We start from the raw sequence: 19946 nt of genomic DNA, 5'->3' as shown, positions 1-19946 counted from the left end.
TCGAAATTACGGATGGGACACCCATTTTCAAAATCCAGCTCAGTAAAATCAAGCCTTACAGAAGCATTTTTTGAAAAGTGCGGAAAACAGGAAAAGTTAGCGCTATTTAATGGAGATGCATAAAAAAACGGATTTCAAATATCTTTATGAACCTATGACCAAAACAAATTCTATATTTGTGTCGTATAATTTTTAGTCAGAGGCAATAAATATGAGTTTAAAAAATATTTGTTGGCTCATATAAACAGGTTAAATAATTAAAATTCTAAAATTATGCCAGCAGGAGATCGTACCGGACCCATGGGGCAAGGTTCCATGACCGGAAGGGCACTTGGATTTTGTGAGGGGAATGAAACCCCGGGTTATCACAGAGGATTTGGCGCAGGAATGGGCCGCGGTTTTGGATTTGGACGTGGGATGAGTCGTGGCCGCGGTTTTGGTTGCGGACGTCACTGGAACTGGTTTTCTACCGGCCTTGCCCCGTTATTGGGTTGGCATTCGGCTGTCAGCAAGGACGACGAAATCAAGGTACTCAAATCGCAAGCTGATATGCTGAAACGCTCGCAGGCTGACATTGAGAAGAGAATCAGCGATTTGGAAAGTCCGAAAAATCAGGATCAGTAATCTTGTTCTGCTTGGGAATTGAAGAGCCAACTGCGGGGACAGAATCTGGGGCGAGGGGAATTCCAATGCCACAGCGTGGTGGTTATATGCGTCCCAATCAAGCAGATATAATTGAGAGGTTTAAATTCAGTTAGAATAATTTATAAGCTAAAGAAGTTGTATTCATGATAGCATTTGGTCCGGTTCCGTCGAGAAGGCTCGGGTTGAGTCTCGGTATAAATAACATTGTTTCCCGAAAGGTTTGTTCATACAGCTGTGTTTATTGTCAAATTGGTGAAACCCAATCCAAATCGGCGTTACGAACTGTTTTTTATGAGCCGGGGAAACTTATTGAAAATGTTGGCAATCATTTGGAAAAGCTGGATGAAAGACATCAGCCCGACTACCTTACTTTTGTGGCCAATGGTGAACCCACACTTGACATTAATCTGGGGGAAGAAATCAGGTTATTGAAAAGATTCGGAATACCGGTAGCCGTTATTACCAATTCCTCGCTTTTGCACCTCCCCGAAGTGCGAGATGATTTGAGGGAAGCCGACTGGGTTTCGGTGAAAGTTGACACCGTAAACGAACTGGCTTGGCGAAAGATTAACCGGCCACCGGTTTTCCTGAAATTGAAAGAGGTACTTAGCGGAATCCGGCACTTTGCCAACGAGTACGATGGCAAGCTTCACACAGAAACAATGCTGGTTCAGGGTTTTAACGACTCGGAGAAGCAGATAAGAGAGACAGCGCAATTTATTTCAGGATTGAATCCGGCATCTGCTTACCTTTCCATCCCCACCCGTCCGCCAGCAGTCAAAAATGTTAAGCCTGTTTCGGAAGAAATCCTGACTGCAGCCTGGCAAATTTTTAGTGAATCAGGGATTAATACCGAGTTGCTCGCTGGATTTGAAGGAACCGACACCGGTTTCACCGGAAACGCTTTTGACGATATCCTTAACATTTGCGCTGTACACCCTCTACGTCAGGACACAATGCAGGAACTTTTAAAAAAGGATAATACGGATATGTCAGTTATTGAATCGCTGGTATTCCAGCGGCTAATAAAGAAAGTAAAATACGAAGGAATGGACTACTATCTAAGAAGTTATCATTTCTAAAATTGAGCATGGAGAGAAAAATCACTCCTAAATACTACGCCTTTTGCGGCAACTGATCGATAAACGTTGTCCGGTAGAATTTCAAAAAACAGCAGATACCAAACACGAAAAAATTAATTATCAAATTTGGCTTTTGCAGGATTTTGCCAACAATCACAAATTGTCAGCAAAAGATAAGCTCGGTAGTAATTTCATAAAATAGCATATAATCCCAAACAATTTTAGCCCTGAATTTGGGTTTGCTGGGGTGCTTACCGATAAGCGGACGTTTTCACAACAGCTTTAAGTTTTCAATGAAAAATCTATTCCGCGTTTTACTGTATTGGGGTGATTTATTCCGGGAATCTCAGTATTCAAAAATCTGTTTCCGGTCATCCTGTACACGAAAAGTCCAGACTATTTGCCACGCCATTCGTAAATTTATTAATCCGATTGGTTAGAAGTTCTGACATCAACATTGACTAGTTAATCCCTGCGCCCCACCTTCACCATCAGGCTCCTTTCTTGCTTTTACCCATTCATAAAAGAACAGCTGGAAAAGTATTGGGATAAACTCGATAAGCATCTATTGGCAAAAAACCAAAGACAGAACCAATACATGCCGGTTACCTTGATACCAATCACCGAATTGCTCCAATTAACAGAGCAGCCATTGACTTCTGAATAATCCGGACAAAACTACCCCATATTGAAGTTGCAAAATCCGGAGCATATTGACCTCCCTTCCCCAATTTCACCTGCAGGTTTCGGGTTATTACCGGCAAACAAATTACGAAACGAGAATCGAATGCCCGGAATCACATTATCATGTGATTTGTAGATGTTGAATTGATATCACCCTCTGTTTTTATTTCGATATCACATTAAAATATGATTTCTCTTGTTTTTATATACTAAAGCGATTAATTTTACCTCAAAACCACATTATAATGACAACTTCAGAAATAGGAGTGCAAATAAAAGAAAGAAGAAAGATACTTCGCATTACCCAGCCCGACCTTGCTGAAATGGCAGGGATCAGCATAAATACACTTTATAAAATTGAGCGTGGGCAGGCAAATCCAACGGTTGAGATACTGAATAAAATTGCGGATATTCTGGGGATGGAAGTAAAACTGGAAGTAAAACAACCCAAACTGTAAGCGATGCGAAAAGCGAATGTTTATAGAAATGGTGAACTGATGGGAGTACTCATCCAATTTTCACCCAACGATTACGAATTCAGGTACGATGACAATTGGTTTGCCAACGGAGATCTTCCGGCGATTAGCCTTACCATGCCGAAAAGCCAACAGGTTTACAGATCAGATTATTTGTTCCCGTTTTTCTTTAACATGTTGTCGGAAGGTGCGAACAGGCAGTTGCAAACCCGTTATTTAAAGATTGATGAAAAAGACTATTTCGGTTTGTTGTTAGCCACAGCTAAAACGGACACTATTGGAGCAATAACCATTTCGGAAATTAAAGAATGAGTTTACCAGAAATAAAATATTGTCCGGGGACATTAGCGGAAGGATTCGATACTTACAGTACAACCTGTTTAAGGAGGGTTTTTCAGGGGAGAAAAGTCAGCCATGTATTGCCTTACGCCCCACCGCAAAGCAATGAAGAGGATGCTGAAAAATTTATAGAGAACCGGAAACGGATTTCCATATCCGGCGTTCAGGAAAAACTATCGTTACTACTTGACAAAAATAAACTGCGTCTGACCGAAGAGGGGGAACAGGGAACTTACATATTGAAACCTGTCCCCAGGGATATTAGAAATGTTGATCAGGTTCCGGCAAACGAGCATCTGACTATGCAGATTGCCCGGCAGGTATATGGGTTGCAAACCGCCGAAAATGCATTGATTTTTTTCAACAACGGAGAACCTGCCTATATTACCAAACGGTTCGATGTAAAAGATGATGGTTCGAAATGGGGGAAGGAAGACTTTGCAACACTCGCCGGGAAAACAGAAGAAAATGCCGGGCACAACTTCAAATACGATTATAGTTACGAGGCGATGGGTGAATTACTAAAAAAGTATGTTCCTGCCTGGCGGGTGGAAATCGAAAAGTTGTTTTCGTTGATTGTTTTCAACTTCCTGTTTTCAAACGGCGATGCACACCTGAAAAACTTTTCACTCATCGAAACACCGGGGGGAGATTATGTATTAAGTCCGGCCTACGACCTGCTTAATACACGAATTCATGTAGATGATTCAGACTTCGCTTTGGATGGAGGATTATTTCATGACAGCTTCAAGTCGGAGGAAATGAAAAAAAGCAACCATCCCGGATTACACGATTTTCAGGAACTGGCAAGAAGATTTGAAATAAAGGAAAAACGAAGGGACAGAATCCTTCTGCTGTATTTGCAAAAACAGTCTATGGTAGAAGAATTAATCGACCATTCTTTTTTGAATGATAAAACAAAACCGGCTTATCTATTGCACTATCAGACTAAAAGGAATCATTTGAATAGCGCATAAAGAATATACTCCTGAAGCCTTTGCGAATACTGTATATTCAACAGTGTACAGTGTGATGGCAGTAAAACAAAAATGCAGAAACAACGATCGTCAATCCTCTCGTTGAAACCTCTTTAAATAAAAATAACGTGCTGAAATTCAACACGTTAATTTTATTTAGAGCTCCCCAGGTAGGACTTGAACCTACGACCTACGGATTAACAGTCCGCCGCTCTAACCAACTGAGCTACTAGGGAATTTTTTGTTTTTTGAACGCTTGCTTTGTGTTTCAAAAGCGTTGCAAAAGTAACAGCTTTTTCGAAAACAAAAAATTTTTCCTCAAAAAAATTAGCCTTCAAACAAAGAATTACCGGGGAGTTTTGGTCAATCACACAGCCCCTCCCTGGTTATTTTTCAGTATTTCAGATTTTTACTAAAGCCAGCCTTTGATTCACTTCTTTACTATTTTTTTCATGATTTTCCCAACTTGGCCTCCCCCCTTTTCAACTAGCTCAAACGTTTGACTTTTATCTCGACCGTCATGTCAGTAATGTTTCACCAACGCAGATCGCCACCAGTGAAAATATTTCCCTTCGAGGTCGGCTACCGACGGGAACGGGTAAAACAGGTAATGATCCTTGTCGCCCACAAAGAAGCCGGTTTTGATGGTGCGGTACGGAATGTCGTCGCGCAGAAAGCGCAGCACCGTTTTGGTTTGGCGACCGGGGGTTTCTTTCAGGCGTTTGATGCAGTCGCGTAAATGTTCGGGATTTGGGTAGGGCAGATCACCCAACGGCGCGTTGGGATTGTGCACCAGCTCATTTAACTTCAAATCGGCCATAAACACCTTGGGGGCCGAAACCGGCTTCGTGGTATCCGTCAGAAAACGGATAAAATCGGTAGGGTTCAACTTGCTGGCCACGCGGGTGGTGATGGGTACAAACTGCTGGTAGAGGTGAATGTCATCGGGCTTACTTTCCACAAAATCGCGCGGCTCAATCTCCAGCACACGACCATCGTCAGTGGCCAGGTATAGGTTTCGCAGCGCCCGAAGCGGAATATTCTCGAAGGTGCGGTAAATGGACAAATAAACGGAACGCTTAGGCTCCCCGTCGTCGTATTGTTTCATTTTCATGTTGATGTAGTCCTGATTCAGCTTGGTGCGGTCAGGATCAATTTCGAAGAAGATGGCTTGTCCCCGGATTTGCTTTTTGGCTCCAACAGCCAGGTAATTACCAAAATCGGACGGGGCCAGGTGGGAGGCAATCAACGATTCGGGGGTTGCCACCAAATAATAGTATTTTTTCATGGCATTCGTTTTTATACATGCTTGATTACGATATTTCAGGTAGAAAAGTTAATTACGACACGTAACACATCTTCCTGTTTGCCAACAGCATTCATTCCTGACAGAAACATTACCCATCAACAGGAAGCTTTCAGCAAACAAACCTGTTTCCCGTTGGAAGGATGCCCATTTTAATGAACATGTGCCGGAAAATTGCGAAAGATCGAAATCCTCCTTTCTTTCGTATTCTCAATATATTGACTATTTTCGCCAAGTATTTTTGAAGACTTTACTATGTGGGTTAGGCTCTCTCGAATCATCCTCCGGAACAGGATATTTTTACTCATCATGCTGGGCATCATCACGGTTTTCATGGCTTTTCAAGCCTCGAAAGTGGAGATGTCGTACGAGTATGCGCAATTGCTCCCGAAAAAGGACAGCGCCAATGTTGACTACCAGAACTTCAGGAAGCTGTTTGGCGAGGAAGGAAACTTGATTGTCGTGGGCATTGAAGATGCCGAATTTTTCAAGCTTCCGCATTTCAACCAGTGGGTACAGTTGAATAAGGACTTACGCGAAATTGACGGCGTGGAGAACCTGCTTTCGGCATCGAGCGCTTTCAATCTGAAAAAGAACGCCCCGGAACGTAAGTTTGAGCTGGAGCCGGTTTTTCCGGAAGAGATCGCCACGCAGGAGCAGCTTGACAGCCTGGCCAAAACCCTCCATTCGCTGCCATTCTACAAAGGACTGTTGTACAATCCGGCAGATCATGCCTATATGCTGGCCATTACGGTCAACAAAGATAAAATGCAATCGAAAGAACGCGAGAAGCTGGTGCTGGCCATTAAAGAACGCTGCGATACCTTTTCGGAAGAAACCGGGCTGGAGGTCCACTATTCGGGCCTGCCTTATATCCGGGTAATCAATTCGATCCGCATCAAAAAAGAAATTTACCTGTTCAGCGCCCTGGCCATGGGCCTGTGCATCATCACCCTGTTTCTCTTTTTCCGGTCGTTCAAGGCGGTGCTGATCCCCATGCTCATCGTGCTTACCGGAGTGGTTTGGGCCTTGGGCACCATGTCGCTGTTCGGCTTCAAAATTACGCTGCTCACCGGAATGATCCCTTCGCTGCTGATTGTGATCGGGATACCGAACAGCATCTATATGCTGAACAAGTACCATCACGAATTCCGCTCGCACGGCAACAAAATCAAGTCGCTGCAACGGGTCATCATCAAAATCGGGAATGCCACCTTCCTGACCAACCTGACCACGGCATCGGGATTTGCCACCTTTGTGATTACCAACAGCGAAATTTTGCGCCAGTTCGGGGTGGTAGCCTCGCTGAATATCATGACCTTGTTCCTGTTGTCGATTCTGATGATCCCGACGATCTTCAGCTTTTTCATTCCACCCAAGGAACGACACATTCAACATCTCGAAAACCGGAATGTGAAACGTATTATTGACAAGCTGGTAGATATTACCTATCACCACATCAAGTGGGTATATGCCTCGGCCTTTGTGGTGCTGCTGCTTGGATTTTACGGCATTACGCAAATCAAAAGCTCAGGCTTTATGGTTGACGACATTCCGGAAAGCGATGTCATTTACCAGGACCTGAAGTTCTTTGAAAACCATGTTGACGGGATCATGCCCCTGGAGATCATCGTGGACACCAAAAAACCTAATGGCGCCATGAACCTGTCCACCTTCAACCTGATTGAGAAGCTGGAACAGCATTTGGCTACTTACGACGAACTTTCCTCCTCCGTTTCGTTGCTGAACATCCTGAAATTTTCGAAGCAGGCCTTTTACAACGGTAAAGAACGATACTATTCTTTGCCCAGCAATCAGGAGAAAAATTTCATTTTGGCCTATGCCAATAACTCTACGCAAGCCGAAGATAACGGAATCGGCGCACTACACTCCTTCCTGGACAGCACCCAGCAAATTACCCGGGTAAGCATCCGTATGAAAGATGTGGGCACCAAACGCATGGCGGAGTTGTACAACGATTTCAGACAAGAGGTGGACTCCATCTTCCCCACCGAAAAATATAAAGTAACGGTTACCGGTTCGAGCATCACCTTTTTTAAAGGCACTCAATACTTGGTGAAGAACCTGTTTTCGAGCCTGGCTCTGGCTGTGTTGCTGATTTCCGCCTTTATGGCTATCATGTTCTATTCGTGGAGAATGGTACTCATGTCACTGATACCTAATATTTTGCCACTCATCTTCACGGCAGCCATCATGGGCTTCACGGGCATACCGATCAAAGCCTCTACCATTTTGGTATTCAGTATCGCCTTTGGGATTTCGGTGGACAACACCATCCACTTTTTGGCGAAGTACCGGCAAGAGTTGAATGTTACCGGCTGGGACATCCGTCGTTCGGTTAAACTGGCCCTGCGCGAAACAGGCGTCAGCATGCTTTATACCTTTGTGGTGCTGTTTTTCGGTTTTGGCGTTTACAGCGTATCGCAGTTTGGCGGAACCGCCGCCCTCGGCGTGCTGGTTTCACTTACCCTGCTGGTGGCCATCCTCTCGAACCTGATCTTGTTGCCCAGCTTGCTGATCGGCCTGGAACGACTGACCACCACCCGATCGTTCCGCGAACCGCTGCTGGCAATCTATAACGAAGAAGAAGATATTGAATTGGATGACCTGGAAATTCAGGAACTGCCGTTAAATAAAGAAAAGGAATAATGAAAAGCCTGACTTCTTTACAACAATTAATTGAGCGCCGGATTGAAGAAGAGGCCCTAAAAATTGGCGTCACGGCTCCTGTAAACTTGTACCAACCCATTGAATACACCCTCGGCATGGGCGGTAAACGCCTGCGCCCGGTGATGGTACTCATGGCCTGCGACTTGTTTGGCGGAACGATTGACGACGCGTTAAACGCCGCCCTGGCCGTAGAGATCTTCCACAACTTCACCCTGCTGCACGACGACATTATGGACCAGGCCGATATGCGCCGCAACCGGCCTTCTGTCCACAAAAAATACAACGAGAATGTGGCCATCCTTTCCGGAGATGCCATGTCGATTATGGCCTATCAGTATTTGCTGAAAACCGAAGGCCCGGCCTACCGCGAATTGGTCCAGCTCTTTTCTACCACAGCTATCGAAGTTTGCGAAGGACAGCAGTACGACATGGATTTTGAAGAAAAATTGGATGTTTCCATCGAGGATTATCTGAACATGATCCGGCTGAAAACTGCTGTACTTATTGGTTGCAGCTTTAAAATGGGAGCCCTTATCGGCCAAGCGGCCCCGGAAGATGCCGACCGCATTTACCGGTTCGGAATCAACCTTGGCCTGGCCTTCCAGTTACAAGACGACCTGTTGGATGTGTTTGCCAATCAGGAAAAATTTGGGAAGAAAATCGGCGGCGACATTGTAGCCAACAAAAAGACCTTCCTGTTGCTGAAAACACTCGAACTGGCATCGCCTCCCCAACGCGCCGAACTGCTATCGTGGATCGGGAAAACGACGTTCAACCCCGAAGAAAAGATTGAGGCAGTCCGGCAACTATATACCGAAGTAAACGTGCAGGAGCTGACCGAACAAACCATCAACAGTTTCTATCAAAAAGCAATGGCCGAGTTGGAAGCCATCCAGGTAGAAAAAACGCGGAAAGAAGAACTGATGCTGCTGGCAAAAACCATTATGCAGCGTGAACATTAGCCAACAGCAATTGTTGAATTGGCGGCATAAGTTTATCGAGATTATTCGAAGTGGAAATTTGTTCCTTAAGGAGGCATTTTGTAATTTCCGCATCCACAGCAATAAACGTATTTAGCATGAATCAAAATATTGGAAAAGTTGTGCAGGTCATTGGCCCGGTGGTCGATATCAGCTTTAGCAAGGCAGGGAGCGAACTCCCACAGATCTTCGATGCACTGGAAATTATCCGCGAAGGAATGAGCAACCTGGTGGTTGAATGTCAGCAGCACATTGGAGAAAATACCATCCGCACCATTGCCATGGATTCGACTGACGGCTTGCGACGTGGATTGGATGTCATCCAAACCGGCAAACCCATCACCATGCCCAAAGGACAAATAGCCCTGGGCCGTTTGCTCAATGTAACCGGCGACGCGGTTGACGGGCTGGAACAACTCCCCAAAGACGGGCTTCACATTCACAACAAACCACCGAAATACGAAGATCTGACCACCGAAAGTGAGGTCCTTTTTACCGGAATCAAAGTAATCGACCTGATTGAACCGTACGCGAAAGGCGGAAAGATCGGCTTGTTTGGCGGTGCCGGTGTGGGCAAAACAGTGTTGATCCAGGAGTTGATCAACAACATCGCCCTGGCACACAGCGGGCTTTCGGTTTTTGCCGGTGTGGGCGAACGTACCCGCGAGGGAAACGACCTGCTCCGCGAAATGATCGAGGCCAATATTGTTGATTACGGTCCCGAGTTTAAGAAATCGATGGAATCCGGGGGCTGGGACCTGAGCAAAGTAAACCAGGAAACCCTTAAAAAATCGAAACTGGCACTGGTGTTCGGACAGATGAACGAACCGCCGGGCGCACGTGCACGCGTTGCCCTGTCGGGGCTGACCATTGCCGAAAGTTTGCGCGATGGCGACGGAACACCCGGATCGGGAAAAGATATCCTGTTTTTTGTGGACAACGTGTTCCGCTTCACCCAGGCAGGCTCGGAAGTTTCGGCCTTGCTGGGACGTATGCCTTCGGCAGTGGGCTACCAGCCTACTCTGGCCTCCGAAATGGGGATGATGCAGGAACGGATCACGTCCACCAAGAATGGCTCCATCACCTCTGTGCAGGCCGTGTATGTGCCTGCCGACGACTTGACCGACCCGGCGCCGGCAACCACTTTCGCCCACCTGGATGCCACAACGGTTTTGAGCCGCAAAATCTCGGAGCTGGGGATTTACCCGGCCGTTGACCCGCTCGATTCTACTTCGCGCATCCTGACGCCTGACATTGTTGGCGAAGAACATTATCACTGTGCCCAGCGGGTGAAAGAAATTCTGCAACGCTACAAAGAACTTCAGGATATCATCGCTATTCTGGGGATGGACGAACTGTCGGAAGACGACAAAATGGTGGTTCACCGTGCCCGCCGTGTACAACGGTTCCTCTCGCAGCCATTTTTTGTGGCCGCCCAGTTTACCGGCCTCGAAGGGAAGCTGGTTTCTATTGAAGACACCATCAAAGGGTTCAACATGATTATGGATGGCAAGGTGGACAAATATCCCGAGGCAGCCTTCAACCTGGTGGGAACGATTGAAGAGGCTATTGCCAAAGGGGAAAAAATGATCGCCGAATCAGCCGGTTAACCAGGAAAATGCAGCCTATGTTTCTTGAAATCCTTACACCCGAAAAAAAATTATATGCCGGCGAAGTGGACTCGGTTCAACTTCCCGGCACCAAAGGCCTTTTTGAAATCCTGAAAAAACACGCACCGATTATTTCCACCCTTGATAAAGGGCGTATCCGGGTAATCGAACGCAGCAAACGCATGCTGTATATTGAAATTGGCGGCGGCGTTGTGGAGTCAAAAAACGAGCGTATTATTGTGCTGGCCGAACCTGCTTAGGTCCGGCCTATCCAAAAAGCATCCGTCTTTTCAATCACTTTTCTTCTTTCAACACAACCATCCGCTCCAGCGCCTGCTGTAACATGGCCCGGGTGCAGCCCAAATTAATGCGCATGTAGCCCGCACCACCTGTGCCAAACTGGACACCACGGTTCATGCCAACACCGGCTTCAAGCAGCTTGCTGTTCAGCTCGTCATCCGCCATCACCAAGGCTGAAAAATCGAGCCATGCCAGGTAGGTGGCTTCCGGTTTCATCGGGACTACCTGTGGTAAATTCTCCTTCAGCCAAGTTTCCAGAAAACGGTAATTTTCTTCCAAATAAACAACCAGCTGATCCACCCAGTCGGCCCCATGCTTATAGGCGGCCTCCAGTGCGACAGTCCCAAAAATATTTCCCATATGCAGGTGCGGAATCCTCAACGTACGTTCGTACCGGGCAAAATGCCGCTTATTGGGAATGATCACAAAGGAGGTAGTCAGTCCAGCCACGTTGAATGTTTTGCTGGGCGCCATGCAGACCACACAGTTTTGGGCAATTTCATCTGAAAGCGTGGGCAGTGGAATATGTTTGTGCCCTTCAAAAATTAGGTCGGAATGAATCTCATCCGAAATGATCAGGATCTTGTGCTTCATGCAAAGGCTTGCCAAAGCAGTCAGTTCCCCCTTTGTCCAGACCATTCCACCCGGGTTTTGCGGGTTGCACAAGAGCAACAGCTTGGTTTTCGGAGTGATCTTTCGTTCCAGGTCATCCAAATCGAACGTATAACGGCCATCCACCAGCGTCAGCGGATTCTCCAGCAATTGTCTGCCGGTTGACTTTACCGAGTCGAAAAACGGAAAATAAACCGGCGGCTGCACAACCACTTCGTCGCCCGGATTGGAGAAGGTTTCGATGGCCAGCGTTAAACCGGCAACCACTCCCGGGGAGAAAGAAATCCACTCCTTTTCTACCGTCCAGCCATGGCGCTCTTTCATCCAGTGAATAATCGCCTCGTAATAAGAATCGGGGCGAAAGGTATAACCTAAAATTTCGTGGTTCAGTCGTTCTTTTATAGCATTAATAATAAAGTCAGGGGTTTTGAAGTCCATGTCGGCTACCCACAGCGGCAGCACATCCTCCTTTCCGAAAAAATTCAGGCGGGCATCGTATTTCAAGCTGTTGGTTCCTTCCCTCGGAACCTGCTCATCAAAATTATATTTCATCTGGTCTATTTCTCCAATAATTGAGTTTTTACCTTTCAACAATCTATTTTTCTTAAATAATTGCGTCCCTCTTCCTGTTCCACTTTCAAGACGAAATCAAAGCGGTTCAGGCTTAGGCACAAGTCAAAATCGGCTGCCGGCGCCCATTCTTGCTTTTCGGGAGCAAAGAAACGGGCACCTGCCCCGGCACGGAGTATTTCCACCATTGCCTCAAAGTCAACCGGTTGGCCTTCGAGCTTCGCCTTCAGGTATTCAGCCAAAAAGGTATCCTCATCCGTTGGGTACGAACAAGCATACCCCATACACACCAACGAAAGCTTTTCGGGCTGTTGCTTTTCAATATACCGGATGATGGCGCCGGCGTTTACAAAGCTGCCGGTAATGATCCCGTCGGCGCGGGTAGCATTGGCAATGCCCTGCGTGCCGGAGCTGGTGGTGTGCACCATCGTTTTTCCATCGAGCCGGCCGGTCAGCAATTGCGAAGGCGAGTTACCGAAGTCGAAACCTTCGGGTTTTTTCTCGTTGCGCTCGCCCACCAGGATAAAGTCCGGATTTTCCTCTTTCAGGCGGTACGCCTGTTCGATATCGCCCACCGGATAAATCCGCCGGACACCATTCTGATAGGCATAACAGGCCACCGAAAATGCCCGGAACACATCAATAATCACGGTCAACCCTTCGGCCTGGCGTGCTCCATTCAATAATTGCAGGATTTGTATTTCCATTAATTTGAGATTAATTTAACATGTACATATTCTTGTTGGTACAGTTCTTGATAACTATCAACTCTACTTCCACAACACGCTAAAACACTGACCATTTTCCACTCTATATAGCAATAGTTTTCTTCTATATGTTGGACAACACAAAATTAACCTAGGCTTAACGTGTGTTTTACAGCATATGTTTTAAAGCATCTTATATTTGTAGTGTAATTAATGTTGAACTTTTAATAAGTCAAAACTATGAAAACAATTAGAACTTTAACAATGATGTTTGCTTTAACAATTCTGGCAAACATGGCCATGGCCACCGGAAACCTCCGTGTCGACATCCTTCCGTTAACAGCAGACCGCGCTGTAGTAGCTATCTCGAACAATGCCGAAAGCAAATTCGAAATCAGCATTGAAAATGCAAACGGTGAAATGATTTACTACAAGGAAACTGAGGGCAGCTTGACAGATTACCGCAAAGTTTACGATTTCTCGAAAATGGAAGCCGGTGACTACAAACTGGTAGTAAGTATTGACGGAGCTGCAAGCGAACGCGAATTCAGCGTAGGAAACAAAGCCATCAACGTTGGCAAACTGAAAAATGTGGTTGATCCCGTTTTCACATACAACGAAGATGTACTGCGAGTAGCTTACCTGAACTACCCGGGTGAAAAAGTGAACCTGATGATCTACGAAGGGAGCAATCTCATTTACACCAAAGCATTGGAAAATTCTTTCTCTGTAAATGAAGGCCTGAACCTCTCTAAATTGAAAAATGGAAATTACCAGGTAGTATTGGCTGCCGGAAACGACGTTTTCGATTATACAGTAGAAGTAAAGTAAGTTACTTCTACTTCTTTTTCCAATGCGGATCTCAAAAAGATACCGCATTTTTTTGTGCCTGCATGTTTGCCTACTCCCAGTTCTTCAGCCCGACTAGCATCTTCAAGATCAAGAAATGCCACGCGGTTTCCACTCCCCTTACAGTCATTTTTTCTTCCTCGGCTCTTTTTGCTTACCGGTTAGCAGAGTTCTTGTCCGTGAATTCGCGCAATTATCCTTAATTTTGTTTCTCACAAATCATCTAAAATGAAAGATATGAGCAACGAAAAAGAATGGTTTAACCAAGGTGAATGGGCCGAAGGAATTTCAGTCAAAGCACACGAATCCGTTGATGTAAAAGAGTTTCACAAACAATACCAGGCCAGGCCAGACGTATGGAAATCGGTATTTCAATTTCTAAAACAAGATTTGTCAGCCCTGGAAGTTGGCAAATACCCGCTGGCCGGTGATTTAGCCTTTGCCATGGTTTCGGAATACCAAACCAAGCTGCCCGAAAATGCCAAATGGGAGGCACATAAAAAGTACATCGACCTGCAATATGTTATTTCGGGTGAAGAAAAAATGGGCGTCCTGCCACTCGAAAAAGTTGCCAATCCAGAAGAATACAACGAGACCAAAGACCTGATTTTTTACGGTGAAAATGAGGGCGATTATTTTACGGCCACACCCGAAGCTTTTTTCCTGTTCTTCCCTACCGATGTACACCGTCCGTCCATTCTGGTTGGCGAATCGAAACCGGTAAAAAAAGTAGTGGTAAAAATTGCTGTTTCAGCATAAAGCATTCCTTTAAAAAAAAGATCATTGACCAGTAAGAAAACCCTGTCCGGCAAGCGCCGGATCAGGGACTTTCATCCAACACAACGAAAAGCCGCCAACGCCAATTCTCAAAATCGACATCTCCTGCTGGAGGCTATGGCGAAAGCCTGCTTTCAGTAATACCGTTGTTCCTTCAAGTTTTCGTAGATGGTGGTGTTCATCAGCAAAAGCAGAAAAAAATATCCGGCATCCTCAACGGGAATCGTCAAAATGCGGATGTTCAGGATATGGTCGGGATGGTACTCAACCACAGGCAGACCGGTTAAAACTCCGTTAACGATCAAAAAGGGAAGCATCGAAATCAGAAAAGTTGCGTAAAACTTGGTCAGGTGTTGTTTGAAGCGGTTCCGAAAAACAGTGTAGCCCAAATATACAGCGGCAAACAGAAAATTGAAAAAAGTGTAATACTGCTCCCGATGCGTCAGGCTTAAAACCGCAAAAGCAATTATCAAAACCAAGCTGAACGCGACAAAAAGGTTTGGAAACTCAATCTTCGGAAAATACGTTTTGAGCACCTCGTAAATAAACAGGCTGGCGTATGGGATGACGATAAAAAACAACCATTCTTCCAATGGCAAACCGTGGAAATGAATGCCTATTAAATAATCCGGATTGAAACTCCAGATGCTGGCTTCGGTAAATTTCACATCCCAAAGCAAAAACAAGACTGCCGGGATCAGGATAGCCGGGAAAATATATTTCCACCGGGTGAAAAAATGCACCTTTTTATCGAAACTCAGTGCCAGGGGAATCAAAATCGTGCCCAGCAACAAGCCGGCATAGGTCAACTGTTTGCATTCCATTTAAAAGATATTTAAAGCATTTCTAAAATATGCATTGGCCAAAAGATACATCTTTTTGGGATTGGAAACCCGGTAACGTTGCTTTAATATATGAGAAGGCTGTGCGCGCTTGATCTTCCTAAACAGGCGCAGGTAGTATATATACGCCAGGTAAACTCCAAACCGCACTTGCTTTTTGAGGGCTTTTATACCCTGGAAAGCCTCTTTAAAATCCTGTTCAATTTCGCGTTCGATTTTTTGTTTCGATGCCTGGTCGAAATGATTGAAGTCAATGTCCTGGAAATAAATGCGACCTTTGTATTCGAAATCATCTCGGGCATCGCGCAGGAAATTCACCTTCTGGAAGGCAGCCCCCAGTTTGCGGGCCGGCGCCACCAGGTGCCTGTATTTTTCAGGTTCTTCAAAATAGAAAACACTCAGGCACATCAGCCCAACCACTTCAGCCGATCCGTAAATATACTTTTTAAGCAATTCGGGATCATAGCTTTTTTGATTCAGATCCATCTCCATGCTCAGCAGAAAAGCGTCAATCAATTCCCTGTCGATACCATATCGCCGCACGGCATCCTGGAAGCTGTCGAGAATGGGATTGATGCTGAAACCCCGTTCGATGGCTTTGAAGGTCTCCTGTTTGAACTCGTCAAAAATCAGCTGCTGGTCCTGATCGAAAAAGGTGTCCACAATTTCGTCGGCATAGCGAACAAAGCCATAGATACTGTAGATGCCCGACCGATATTTCCGGTTCAACATCCGCACGCCCAGTGAAAAGGACGTGCTATAATTCTGAGTCGTGATCCGACTGCAATCCAGGTTATTTTTTCGATAGATGTCCATGGTCTTTATGTATTCGTTCGGTTACTAATCGTGAGCTGATAACGGTCATGGGCAATCCGGTTCCCGGGATGGTGGAAGCGCCGGTGTAGTATAGGTTATTAAATTCTTCATCTTTATTGGCCGGACGAAATCCGCCAACCTGGTTCAGGTCGTGCGCCAGACCGAGACCACTGCCGCGGTACAGGTTAAACATGCTTTCCCAATGTTTGGGGTGATACACGATGCGGGTTTCTGTGTGGGCCGCAAAATCGAAGCCTGTACGTTCGCCCATATCTTTCACAATGGCATCGGCAATCTCTTCGGCATCGCTCCAGTCGCTTTTATAGCGCAAATCGGGCACCGGACACAAAATGAAAACGCTTTCTTTTCCTTCGGGGGCATAATCAGGATTGTGCATCGACTGGATGTTGACGTAATAGTAAGGCTTGTCCAGCTTAATGCTGTTTTTGAATATTTTATGGGCATACTCTTTAAAATTCCGGCGCAGGAAATAATTGTGGTGATACATGTTTTTGACCTTGGTATCCAAGCCCAGATAGATGGTCAGCGGGGCCAGCGTCCACTTTTTGCTGTCAAGCTTTTCGGGAGAGAACTTGGGACGACCCATCACCTGCCCCCGAAAAGAAGCTGCATCGGCATTTACCACAAACAGATCTGCATCCCAGCGCTTTCCGGTCTTATCCACGAATGCTGAAATTCCCGAATGATTTTTCTCGAAACGATCTACCTCAACGCCAAAGTGCATTTTTACGCCGCGTTTATCGAGTTCAGCCACCATGCCCTCTACAATCTTATACATGCCGCCTTTTACATTGTGATACCCGTCGTGTACCAGCTCGGTGTAATTCAGCATGGAATAAACAGCCGGTGTGTCAAACGGCGTGGCACCCAAAAAGAAACCAACCAGCGAAAAAATTACTTTCACCTCAAACGAGTCGAAGTTTTTCTCCATCTCGCGCCACATCGAATAAAACATTTTGGGGCCATGCTTAATCGGAACACGAGTAAGCTGAAGCAGGTAGGAAAACAGACTGTCGAAATTCTGCTTGATAACAATATTTTCAGTGTCGTGAAAAATTTCGCCTGCGGCTTTCAGGAAACGGGCCACTTTCCTTTCCATATCTGGTTCTACCGATTGAAACTCGGCGGCCAGCTTCTTTAGGTTTTTATAGATCAAATAACTTCGCGAATCACCCTCAAAGTGAACAGCATACAGCGGATCAAGCTCAACAAACTCAAATGGCATAGGCATGCGGCAATACTCAGCCAATTCCTTAAACTCGTAACTCATGCTGAAAAAAGTAGGGGCCATGTCGAATTTAAATCCGTTCTTTTCGAGTAGATTCAGACGGCCACCGGGGCGATGATATTTTTCGATCATTTCCACCTCGTAACCATCGGTTGAAAGTCGCAGGGCAGTTGACAAACCCGCCAAACCGGTGCCGATTATTAAGACTTTTTTCTTCATGTGTTTAATAAATATGCTAGTTCATTAAACAAATAAGGCGGAAAATGTTTTAAGTAGATGATCATTTTTTTTCACCGCCTAAATAAATTTACGAAATTGCTGGAACCATGAAGCTAAAAGCAGGAATAATAGGAGCCGGAATAGGAGGCTTGGCTGCTGCCATCCGGTTGGCCAGGTTGGGATACCAGGTTGAGGTATTTGAACAATCCGCAAGAGCTGGAGGAAAGCTGAATGAGTTTCGGCAGGACGGTTTTCGCTTTGATACCGGCCCCTCCTTGTTTACCTTACCGCACCTGCTGGACGAACTGCTGGACGAAGACCTTCGTTTTCGTTATCGCAAACTCGATGTGGTAACCCAATATTTTTTTGACGACGGCACCCGGCTTTCTGCATTTGCCGATGTGGAAAAGTTTGCAACCGAAGTGGAACAAAAAACACAAGTCCCGGCAAAACGGGTTCTGCGCTACCTGAAGCAAGCGGCACAAATTTACCGGCTGACGGCGCCCATCTTCATCTTCAATTCCATTCACCGGTTTCGCAAACTATTTACCTGGCCCAACCTGGGTCGTGCGCTTCAAGCTTTCCGGCTGAAACCGTTATCTACCCTGCATGGCTTAAACCAAAAGACATTTGGCGATCCGCGGATCATTCAGCTGTTCGACCGGTACGCCACGTACAATGGGTCCAACCCCTACAAAACCCCCGGCACACTGAGTGTGATTTCGCATCTGGAGCATAACCTGGGGGCCTATTTCCCGGCTGGCGGCATGTACCAGATTGTGGAAGCGCTGCTGGCTCAGGCCAATCGGTTAGGCGTCCGGTTTTTCTACCACACCCCGGTGGAGTCGGTAATCGCAGGGAAGAAAAGTGTTTCCGGGCTGCGGGTGAAGGGTGAAAATCGCAGCTACAACCTGGTTGTCAGCGATGTGGACATTCATCATTTTTACAGAACGTTGTTACCCGATTCCAGGCGGCTAAAGAAAATGGAGCGTACAGAACGGTCATCCTCGGCCCTCATTTTCTATTGGGGAATGAAAAAGCGTTTTCCGGAACTGGAGCTGCACAATATCTTTTTCAGCCAGGATTACCGGCACGAATTTTCGTGTCTGTTCGAACAGAAGACCATCACGAACGATCCAACCGTTTACGTTTTTATCAGTAGTAAAGAAAACCTGGCTGATGCACCAGCTGATATGGGAAACTGGTTCGTGATGGTAAATGCACCGGAGGCTGCGGGACAAAATTGGGAGAAACTTCGGCAAAGAACAAGGCAAAACATATTAAAAAAGCTGCAACGGATACTGAATCAAGAAATTGAAAATCAGATCCTATTTGAAAGAATCCTGGATCCTGTAACGATTGAGGAGCTTACCGGTTCGTTTCAGGGAGCCATGTACGGGCCAAGTTCCAATAGTCCGTTTTCAGCCTTCAACCGTCACCCGAATTTCAGGAGCGATATCGCCGGTCTTTATTTTGTGGGAGGCACCGTTCATCCGGGCGGCGGTATTCCGTTGTGTCTCTCGTCTGCCAACATTGTTGCCGAAATCGTTGAAGAACAGTTAACTGAAAAAAAATGAATAAGACTGACATCACAAAACGACTGAAGCTGGTGCTGGTACTCCTCTATCTGGTCGGAATCGCCGGATTTTCGATGAATTGGAGTTACAACCTGTTTGTCTGGCTCACCCCATTTAACCTGCTGCTCACGTTGGCCATGCTGCTATGGGCGCATGAAGGTTGGGATACGAAGACGACACTTATTTTAACAAGCATTGCCCTCATCGGATTTGTTGCCGAACTCATTGGCGTACAAACGCAGTGGCTGTTTGGCCATTACTGGTACGGGCCTGTACTGGGGCCAAAACTACTGCAAACACCGCTTCTGATTGGCATCAACTGGCTGGTGCTGGCGTATGGCGTTTATGTCTTGCTGTCGCCACTTAATCTGGGAAAACTGATGCCCTTTGCCGGTGCCCTGATAATGGTACTGTTTGATTTTGTAATGGAACCCGTGGCCATATCGCTGAATATGTGGCAGTGGGCCGACGAACAAATTCCGCTGAAGAACTATTTGGATTGGTACCTGATTTCGTGCCTGATCTTTGCGATGATGTACTTTTTAAAGGTAAAACTGAGAAACAAACTAGCGGTCTGGATTTTGCTGATCCAATTCCTGTTTTTTCTCGTATTGAATTTCATCTTAAAACCAATATAG

General features: G+C 46.0%; 19 protein-coding genes and 1 tRNA gene. 13 read left to right on the top strand and 7 right to left on the bottom strand.

Going from position 1 to position 19946, the window contains the following annotated elements:
- The first annotated feature begins 273 nt into the window (after positions 1-273).
- From N2K84_RS10895 to N2K84_RS10875, 5 genes are all read left to right on the top strand, one after another.
- The gene (locus N2K84_RS10895; RefSeq protein ID WP_282591842.1) at positions 274-624 is read left to right on the top strand and encodes a DUF5320 domain-containing protein; all 351 of its coding nucleotides are present in this window, start codon (positions 274-276) and stop codon (positions 622-624) included.
- Between the two features lie 164 nt (positions 625-788).
- The gene (locus tag N2K84_RS10890) at positions 789-1727 is read left to right on the top strand and encodes a radical SAM protein (protein WP_282591841.1); all 939 of its coding nucleotides are present in this window, start codon (positions 789-791) and stop codon (positions 1725-1727) included.
- 929 nt (positions 1728-2656) lie between these two features.
- Positions 2657-2869: a helix-turn-helix domain-containing protein gene (locus N2K84_RS10885; RefSeq protein WP_282591840.1), complete on the top strand. Its 213-nt coding sequence runs from the start codon at positions 2657-2659 to the stop codon at positions 2867-2869.
- Between the two features lie 3 nt (positions 2870-2872).
- Positions 2873-3199, top strand: a complete 327-nt coding sequence (locus N2K84_RS10880) for a HipA N-terminal domain-containing protein (protein WP_282591839.1) — start codon at positions 2873-2875, stop codon at positions 3197-3199.
- Positions 3196-4203: a type II toxin-antitoxin system HipA family toxin gene (locus tag N2K84_RS10875; protein ID WP_282591838.1), complete on the top strand. Its 1008-nt coding sequence runs from the start codon at positions 3196-3198 to the stop codon at positions 4201-4203. The genes N2K84_RS10880 and N2K84_RS10875 overlap by 4 nt, the downstream gene beginning before the upstream one ends.
- 162 nt (positions 4204-4365) lie before the next feature.
- Here N2K84_RS10875 and N2K84_RS10870 read toward each other — a convergent pair.
- A tRNA-Asn gene (locus N2K84_RS10870) sits at positions 4366-4439 on the bottom strand.
- 287 nt (positions 4440-4726) lie between these two features.
- Positions 4727-5491, bottom strand: a complete 765-nt coding sequence (locus N2K84_RS10865) for a hypothetical protein (protein WP_282591837.1) — start codon at positions 5489-5491, stop codon at positions 4727-4729.
- 273 nt (positions 5492-5764) lie between these two features.
- Here N2K84_RS10865 and N2K84_RS10860 point away from each other — a divergent pair, with 273 nt between their 5' ends.
- The 4 genes from N2K84_RS10860 to atpC all read left to right on the top strand — a co-directional run bounded on the left by N2K84_RS10860 (position 5765) and on the right by atpC (position 11050).
- Positions 5765-8179 carry an efflux RND transporter permease subunit gene (locus N2K84_RS10860; protein ID WP_282591836.1) on the top strand — a complete coding sequence of 805 codons (2415 nt, stop codon included), beginning with the start codon at positions 5765-5767 and terminating at the stop codon, positions 8177-8179.
- Positions 8179-9162, top strand: coding sequence for a polyprenyl synthetase family protein (locus N2K84_RS10855; protein WP_282591835.1), 984 nt, complete (start codon positions 8179-8181; stop codon positions 9160-9162). The genes N2K84_RS10860 and N2K84_RS10855 overlap by 1 nt, the downstream gene beginning before the upstream one ends.
- Positions 9163-9278: 116 nt before the next feature.
- A complete protein-coding gene (gene atpD, locus N2K84_RS10850; protein WP_282591834.1) occupies positions 9279-10790 on the top strand; it encodes a F0F1 ATP synthase subunit beta in 1512 nt (503 codons plus the stop codon).
- Between the two features lie 17 nt (positions 10791-10807).
- Positions 10808-11050 carry an ATP synthase F1 subunit epsilon gene (gene atpC, locus N2K84_RS10845; protein WP_282591833.1) on the top strand — a complete coding sequence of 81 codons (243 nt, stop codon included), beginning with the start codon at positions 10808-10810 and terminating at the stop codon, positions 11048-11050.
- 34 nt (positions 11051-11084) lie between these two features.
- Here the strand turns inward: atpC and N2K84_RS10840 are convergent, their stop codons facing one another.
- Together N2K84_RS10840 and N2K84_RS10835 are read right to left on the bottom strand one after the other, a co-directional pair.
- Positions 11085-12254, bottom strand: coding sequence for a MalY/PatB family protein (locus N2K84_RS10840; RefSeq protein WP_282591832.1), 1170 nt, complete (start codon positions 12252-12254; stop codon positions 11085-11087).
- Positions 12255-12289: 35 nt separating this feature from the next.
- Positions 12290-12979 carry a 2-phosphosulfolactate phosphatase gene (locus N2K84_RS10835; protein ID WP_282591831.1) on the bottom strand — a complete coding sequence of 230 codons (690 nt, stop codon included), beginning with the start codon at positions 12977-12979 and terminating at the stop codon, positions 12290-12292.
- 240 nt (positions 12980-13219) lie between these two features.
- Between N2K84_RS10835 and N2K84_RS10830 the strand changes: the two genes are divergently transcribed.
- Together N2K84_RS10830 and N2K84_RS10825 are read left to right on the top strand one after the other, a co-directional pair.
- On the top strand, positions 13220-13810 hold the full coding sequence (locus N2K84_RS10830) for a hypothetical protein (protein ID WP_282591830.1): 591 nt from the start codon (positions 13220-13222) through the stop codon (positions 13808-13810).
- A 255-nt stretch (positions 13811-14065) separates the two neighbouring features.
- Positions 14066-14587, top strand: a complete 522-nt coding sequence (locus tag N2K84_RS10825; RefSeq protein WP_282591829.1) for a NanQ anomerase/TabA/YiaL family protein — start codon at positions 14066-14068, stop codon at positions 14585-14587.
- A 152-nt stretch (positions 14588-14739) separates the two neighbouring features.
- On the opposite strand, the gene N2K84_RS10820 is transcribed toward N2K84_RS10825, so the two are convergent.
- The 3 genes from N2K84_RS10820 to N2K84_RS10810 are packed head-to-tail and all read right to left on the bottom strand — an operon-like array spanning position 14740 to position 17731.
- On the bottom strand, positions 14740-15429 hold the full coding sequence (locus N2K84_RS10820) for a lycopene cyclase domain-containing protein (RefSeq protein WP_282591828.1): 690 nt from the start codon (positions 15427-15429) through the stop codon (positions 14740-14742).
- Entirely contained in the window at positions 15430-16263 is an 834-nt protein-coding gene (locus N2K84_RS10815; RefSeq protein WP_282591827.1) for a phytoene/squalene synthase family protein, read from the bottom strand.
- Positions 16241-17731 (bottom strand): phytoene desaturase family protein, encoded by a 1491-nt coding sequence (locus N2K84_RS10810; RefSeq protein ID WP_282591826.1) that lies wholly within the window; start codon positions 17729-17731, stop codon positions 16241-16243. Before N2K84_RS10810 ends, N2K84_RS10815 begins: the two co-directional genes overlap by 23 nt.
- 107 nt (positions 17732-17838) lie before the next feature.
- Between N2K84_RS10810 and crtD the strand changes: the two genes are divergently transcribed.
- On the top strand, positions 17839-19308 hold the full coding sequence (crtD, locus tag N2K84_RS10805) for a 1-hydroxycarotenoid 3,4-desaturase CrtD (protein WP_282591825.1): 1470 nt from the start codon (positions 17839-17841) through the stop codon (positions 19306-19308).
- Positions 19305-19946, top strand: a complete 642-nt coding sequence (locus N2K84_RS10800) for a carotenoid biosynthesis protein (RefSeq protein ID WP_282591824.1) — start codon at positions 19305-19307, stop codon at positions 19944-19946. The genes crtD and N2K84_RS10800 overlap by 4 nt, the downstream gene beginning before the upstream one ends.

The sequence above is a fragment of the Gaoshiqia sediminis genome, assembly GCF_025907915.1.
In the GTDB taxonomy this organism is placed as follows: Bacteria; Bacteroidota; Bacteroidia; order Bacteroidales; family Prolixibacteraceae; genus Gaoshiqia; species Gaoshiqia sediminis.
This window is presented reverse-complemented; position numbering and strand designations above follow the sequence as displayed.

Excerpts from the sequence above, each read along its gene's own strand:
- N2K84_RS10895 (WP_282591842.1), top strand. The coding sequence starts at position 274 with ATGCCAGCAGGAGATCGTACCGGACCCATGGGGCAAGGTTCCATGACC.
- N2K84_RS10890 (WP_282591841.1), top strand. The coding sequence starts at position 789 with ATGATAGCATTTGGTCCGGTTCCGTCGAGAAGGCTCGGGTTGAGTCTC.
- N2K84_RS10885 (WP_282591840.1), top strand. The coding sequence starts at position 2,657 with ATGACAACTTCAGAAATAGGAGTGCAAATAAAAGAAAGAAGAAAGATA.
- N2K84_RS10880 (WP_282591839.1), top strand. The coding sequence starts at position 2,873 with ATGCGAAAAGCGAATGTTTATAGAAATGGTGAACTGATGGGAGTACTC.
- N2K84_RS10875 (WP_282591838.1), top strand. The coding sequence starts at position 3,196 with ATGAGTTTACCAGAAATAAAATATTGTCCGGGGACATTAGCGGAAGGA.
- N2K84_RS10865 (WP_282591837.1), bottom strand. The coding sequence starts at position 5,491 with ATGAAAAAATACTATTATTTGGTGGCAACCCCCGAATCGTTGATTGCC.
- N2K84_RS10860 (WP_282591836.1), top strand. The coding sequence starts at position 5,765 with ATGTGGGTTAGGCTCTCTCGAATCATCCTCCGGAACAGGATATTTTTA.
- N2K84_RS10855 (WP_282591835.1), top strand. The coding sequence starts at position 8,179 with ATGAAAAGCCTGACTTCTTTACAACAATTAATTGAGCGCCGGATTGAA.
- atpD (WP_282591834.1), top strand. The coding sequence starts at position 9,279 with ATGAATCAAAATATTGGAAAAGTTGTGCAGGTCATTGGCCCGGTGGTC.
- atpC (WP_282591833.1), top strand. The coding sequence starts at position 10,808 with ATGTTTCTTGAAATCCTTACACCCGAAAAAAAATTATATGCCGGCGAA.
- N2K84_RS10840 (WP_282591832.1), bottom strand. The coding sequence starts at position 12,254 with ATGAAATATAATTTTGATGAGCAGGTTCCGAGGGAAGGAACCAACAGC.
- N2K84_RS10835 (WP_282591831.1), bottom strand. The coding sequence starts at position 12,979 with ATGGAAATACAAATCCTGCAATTATTGAATGGAGCACGCCAGGCCGAA.
- N2K84_RS10830 (WP_282591830.1), top strand. The coding sequence starts at position 13,220 with ATGAAAACAATTAGAACTTTAACAATGATGTTTGCTTTAACAATTCTG.
- N2K84_RS10825 (WP_282591829.1), top strand. The coding sequence starts at position 14,066 with ATGAGCAACGAAAAAGAATGGTTTAACCAAGGTGAATGGGCCGAAGGA.
- N2K84_RS10820 (WP_282591828.1), bottom strand. The coding sequence starts at position 15,429 with ATGGAATGCAAACAGTTGACCTATGCCGGCTTGTTGCTGGGCACGATT.
- N2K84_RS10815 (WP_282591827.1), bottom strand. The coding sequence starts at position 16,263 with ATGGACATCTATCGAAAAAATAACCTGGATTGCAGTCGGATCACGACT.
- N2K84_RS10810 (WP_282591826.1), bottom strand. The coding sequence starts at position 17,731 with ATGAAGAAAAAAGTCTTAATAATCGGCACCGGTTTGGCGGGTTTGTCA.
- crtD (WP_282591825.1), top strand. The coding sequence starts at position 17,839 with ATGAAGCTAAAAGCAGGAATAATAGGAGCCGGAATAGGAGGCTTGGCT.
- N2K84_RS10800 (WP_282591824.1), top strand. The coding sequence starts at position 19,305 with ATGAATAAGACTGACATCACAAAACGACTGAAGCTGGTGCTGGTACTC.